The 4,180-nt window shown below is 46.7% G+C and carries 3 protein-coding genes; 2 read left to right on the top strand and 1 reads right to left on the bottom strand.

From position 1 onward, the window contains the following. The coding region (locus RMO79_RS16095) for a chemotaxis protein CheB (protein ID WP_310484189.1) at positions 1-3,316 on the bottom strand (3,316 nt) is incomplete at its 3' end. A 158-nt stretch (positions 3,317-3,474) separates the two neighbouring features. Here RMO79_RS16095 and RMO79_RS16100 point away from each other — a divergent pair. Together RMO79_RS16100 and RMO79_RS16105 are read left to right on the top strand one after the other, a co-directional pair. Further along, on the top strand, positions 3,475-3,702 hold the full coding sequence (locus tag RMO79_RS16100) for a hypothetical protein (protein ID WP_310484190.1): 228 nt from the start codon (positions 3,475-3,477) through the stop codon (positions 3,700-3,702). Beyond that, on the top strand, positions 3,699-4,103 hold the full coding sequence (locus RMO79_RS16105) for a type II toxin-antitoxin system VapC family toxin (RefSeq protein WP_310484191.1): 405 nt from the start codon (positions 3,699-3,701) through the stop codon (positions 4,101-4,103). The genes RMO79_RS16100 and RMO79_RS16105 overlap by 4 nt, the downstream gene beginning before the upstream one ends. The last annotated feature ends 77 nt before the right edge of the window (positions 4,104-4,180 follow it).

Below are 4,180 nucleotides of genomic sequence, written 5' to 3' on the forward strand. Positions count from 1 at the left end.
GGACGGATTCAATTGCCATGTTCACAACTGAGACTAAATCGAGCTGTTGCGGATCGAGCTGCAATTTACCGTTAGCGATGCGGGACAGATCGAGCATGTCCTCAATTAGTTGAGATTGCGCTTTGGCACTGCGATAGATGACATCCAAACCCCGATCGATCCTCGTCTGTTCTAGTTTGTGAGCGCGGAGAAGTTGTGCCCAGCCGATGATCGCGGTGAGTGGGTTTCGCAGCTCGTGGGAGAGGTTGGCGAGGAAATCGTCTTTAGCACTATTGGCAGTCTCGGCTGACTGACGGGCTGATTGCTCCTGTTCGAGTAGATGCGATCGTTCGGTTTCATACTGCTGGCGGGCAGTAATATCGACGATCGATAGTAAAATCCGGTTGGTATCCTCAGCGGTATTAATCTTGACCGCATTGAGCAGCATGGTTTTCTGACCGATGCGATCGAATAAATGTGTGACCTCAAAGTTGTAGAGAATCCGCTCGGTGGTAAACATCTCCTCTAGGATCGATCGCAAACCGGGAATATCCCACTGTCCATTCCCCAGCTCGAAAATTGTCGAGTGGGCGGTTTCGAGTTGGGACACCTCAAATGTCTCGCAAAACGAGCGATTGGCGGTGTTTACCCGAAAATCTGATTCGATCACTAGAAGTGGTACCTGGACGGTTTCGACGATCGCTTCGGCATAATTTCGGGCAGCGGCGATGTTGGCAGCACTGCGCTTGAGGGCATCAATGTCGAGCAGGACGATCGTTACGCCATCGATCCGATTTTCGGTGGTGCGATAGGGGCGGATGCGGAGAGTATACCAAGCTCCGGCGAGAGTTTGGACTTCGAGTTCTTTGATGTTGAGAGTTTCTAGTACCTCCGCAATTAATGGCTCTAGATCGGGCAGATTTAGATTGGTGGTGATATCACTCAACGGTCTTCCGGTATCAGTCAACACAAAATTAAATAACCGTTGCGCCATCGGCGTGAAGCGGCGAATTTGCATGTCGTTAGTTAACATCAAAATGGGGATGTTAATACTAGAGAGCAAATTAGTCAAATCGTTATTGATTAGATCTACTTCCGTATTGCGGCACCGGAGTTCTTCATTAGTGGTATGGAGTTCTTCATTAGTTGCTTGAATCTCTTCTTTAGCGGTTTCTAGTTCCTCATTCGTACTTTGGAGTTCTTCGTTGCTCGACAAGATTTCTTCATTAGCAACTTTGAGATCTTGATTGCTATATTCCTGCTCTTGAATAATTGCCCGTAAATATTCTTGAGTTGCTCTGCGTTCTTCCAGGGCAGTGGTGAGTTCTTGCCTGAGGCGGACATTTTCTCGCTCAACATCGCCCTGGGGCGGCAGGATCGACTCAGCATCCTCACTATTACTGATTGGGACATCTTCAAATAGCACCAAAAAGTGGCTTTCCTCGACGTTAGGTAGCTTAAATGGGATCACCTGAAGATTAAAGCTACTCAACCGTTCGCTATCTGTGACTTGCAGTCCTTGAGTCGTGACGGGGAGATGATGTTGTTGCGCTTGATAAATAGCCGATCGAAGTTCGAGCGAAAAACCTGCGCGCACGAGGTTAAATAAATCGAGATTGGCAACTCCAGACACTAGCTTTAGATATCGATCGATCTCACCCCGCAATTGCAAGACTTGCATTCTGTCATCGATTACTACCCCGATTGGTGTATATCGATCGACGATTAAGCGATCGATATACACCTGAAGATCGAATTCTGGTGCCGCAATTATCGACTGGCGATCGCCAAAGTTTTTATCGCCCAAGCCTTTACTTTGGAAGCTCATTTTAGCTGGATAATTACTAGGGCTAAATGATAATGGGGGCCGAGTTATCGTCGGATTCTTGGCGTAAATTCGGTGTTTTTTATCAATAACATTAAACAGATCTCCATATTTTCCCATACTTTCTGATGTGCCAAGCAGGAGAAAGCCAGCAGCATTCAGACTGTAATGAAAAATCGGTATAATCTTTTTCTGGAGCACATCACCGAGATAAATCATCACATTCCGACAACTAACCAGATCGAGATTAGAAAACGGCGGATCGCTACTCAAATCTTGGCGGGCAAATATACAGAGTTCGCGCACTGCCTTACTAATGTGATATCCACCCTCGATCGGATAAAAGAAGCGACAACAGCGTTCTGCGGAAACATCCACCATCCGAGCTGCGGGATAAATCCCCGCCCTAGCTATTTCGATGGCGGGTTCGCTAATATCTGTGGCAAAAATCTGAATTGAGGAATGGAGATCGCGCTCTGACAAGAACTCTAACAGACAAATCGCGATCGAATAAACTTCCTCCCCCGTCGAACAACCCGCTACCCAAATCCGAATTGGCAACTCCGCCGACTTATTTTGGGTAATAGTTGGAAAAACTGTGGTTTTCAGCAGCTCAAAAGCCAGAGGATCGCGGAAAAAACTAGTCACATGAATCAGGATTTCTTCGTACAGTGCCTTAACTTCAGTCGGATGCGCTTCGAGATACGCAACATAATCGTCCAACCGTTCGAGCTTACGCAGCAACATCCGCCGCTGAATCCGCCGATCGAGAGTCTTAGGTTTATAATAACTAAAATCGACACCCGTATTTGCTTTAAGCAGGGCGAAAATCGTCGTCAAAGCAGCTTGTGGGGGGAGTACTTCTCGCTCGTCCGCTGCGATCGATAGTTGCGGATCGCTTGAGAGCGGATTGCGACTGATATCAATTAATTCTACGGCAATTTGCTCCGGCAGCAACACAAAATCCACATTCCCAGTGGCAATCGCCGAAGTCGGCATACTATCGAACTTAGCCGAGTCCTCACACTGAGCGAATGTCACACCACCTGCTTCCTTAATTGCCGTCAAACCTAAGCTACCATCACCATCACCCCCCGATAGTACTACCGCCATCGCCCGATTGCCACGATCTGCTGCCAGCGAGATCAAGAAGACATCTCCAGGCATATATTTACCCAAAACCTTCTCGCGGGGCGATAACTGGAACGTGCCCTCAGATAGCTTCATCTGAGTATTCGGTGGAATTATATACACCCGATTCGGCTCTACCACCATCCCTTGCTGTACCTGAGTCACCAGCATTTTTGTCGCCCTCGTAAAAATCTCCGCTAAGAGACTCTCCCTGTCGGGTGACAAGTGTTGAATCAGGACGAATGCCATCCCAGTATCGATCGGCAAATGGCTCAGGAGCTGGGTAAAAGCTTCTAAACCCCCAGCCGAAGCTGCTATCCCGACGATCGGGAATTTAGCTGTGAGATTCGGATTTGATTCTGGCAAGGGTTCGGATGTCATTCGATCGAGCTATGTTGCGAGAGTGATTTGAGGAATTAATAGATTAATGTAACCGATCGTGTGGGCTTAGAGCCACTGCCTTTAGGTAGATTGTGGTAAAATCCGTGCGATTAATAGACTATCGATTAAAATTAAAATAACTATCCAGAGGTGTTATTATGACCAGCCAGGAAATGTTAAATGAATTTTCCTCACTACCACAAGAAGCGCAACGACAAGTGATGAGCTTTATTGCCTTCTTACGATCCAACTACACCCCAACCGAGTCAAGTGTTCAGATCGTAGACGCTACATATCCCGCTCCCAAATTTTACGGTTGCATCGATGATGAAACCTTTCTCCGCCATCCCCAAGGCGAACAATCGGAGCGCGAACCGATCCTATGAAATTTTTACTTGACACCAATACCTGCATTATCTACCTGCGAGGTAAAAATTTAACCTTAAAACAGAAATTGGAAGCGACGAAAATTCAAGATATTACTGTTTGCTCGATTGTCAAATCTGAATTATTTTATGGTGCGCTCAAAAGTGCAAAACCAGAGCGAAATCTGGCTGCACAGCAGGAATTTCTAGCTCAATTTGTCTCATTGCCATTTGATGATTCCGCAACGATGATATTTGGGACTGTCCGCACTCGATTAGAAGCATTGGGAACTCCAATCGGCCCGTATGATTTGCAAATAGCCTCGATCGCATTAAGTCATAACTTAACTCTTGTCACCCACAATACTAGGGAATTCAAGCGTGTTGACGATCTACAACTTGAAGATTGGGAGATAGAGTAAGCGGTGGTTTCGATATCGTTGGCGTAGCCAGTAACTAATTCGATTGCTGACGACTGCTAACACCATCAGTCGTGCGT

It is taken from the genome of Chamaesiphon sp. VAR_48_metabat_403 (assembly GCF_031422475.1).
Classification (GTDB): Bacteria; Cyanobacteriota; Cyanobacteriia; order Cyanobacteriales; family Chamaesiphonaceae; genus Chamaesiphon.

Excerpts from the sequence above, each read along its gene's own strand:
- RMO79_RS16100 (WP_310484190.1), top strand. The coding sequence starts at position 3,475 with ATGACCAGCCAGGAAATGTTAAATGAATTTTCCTCACTACCACAAGAA.
- RMO79_RS16105 (WP_310484191.1), top strand. The coding sequence starts at position 3,699 with ATGAAATTTTTACTTGACACCAATACCTGCATTATCTACCTGCGAGGT.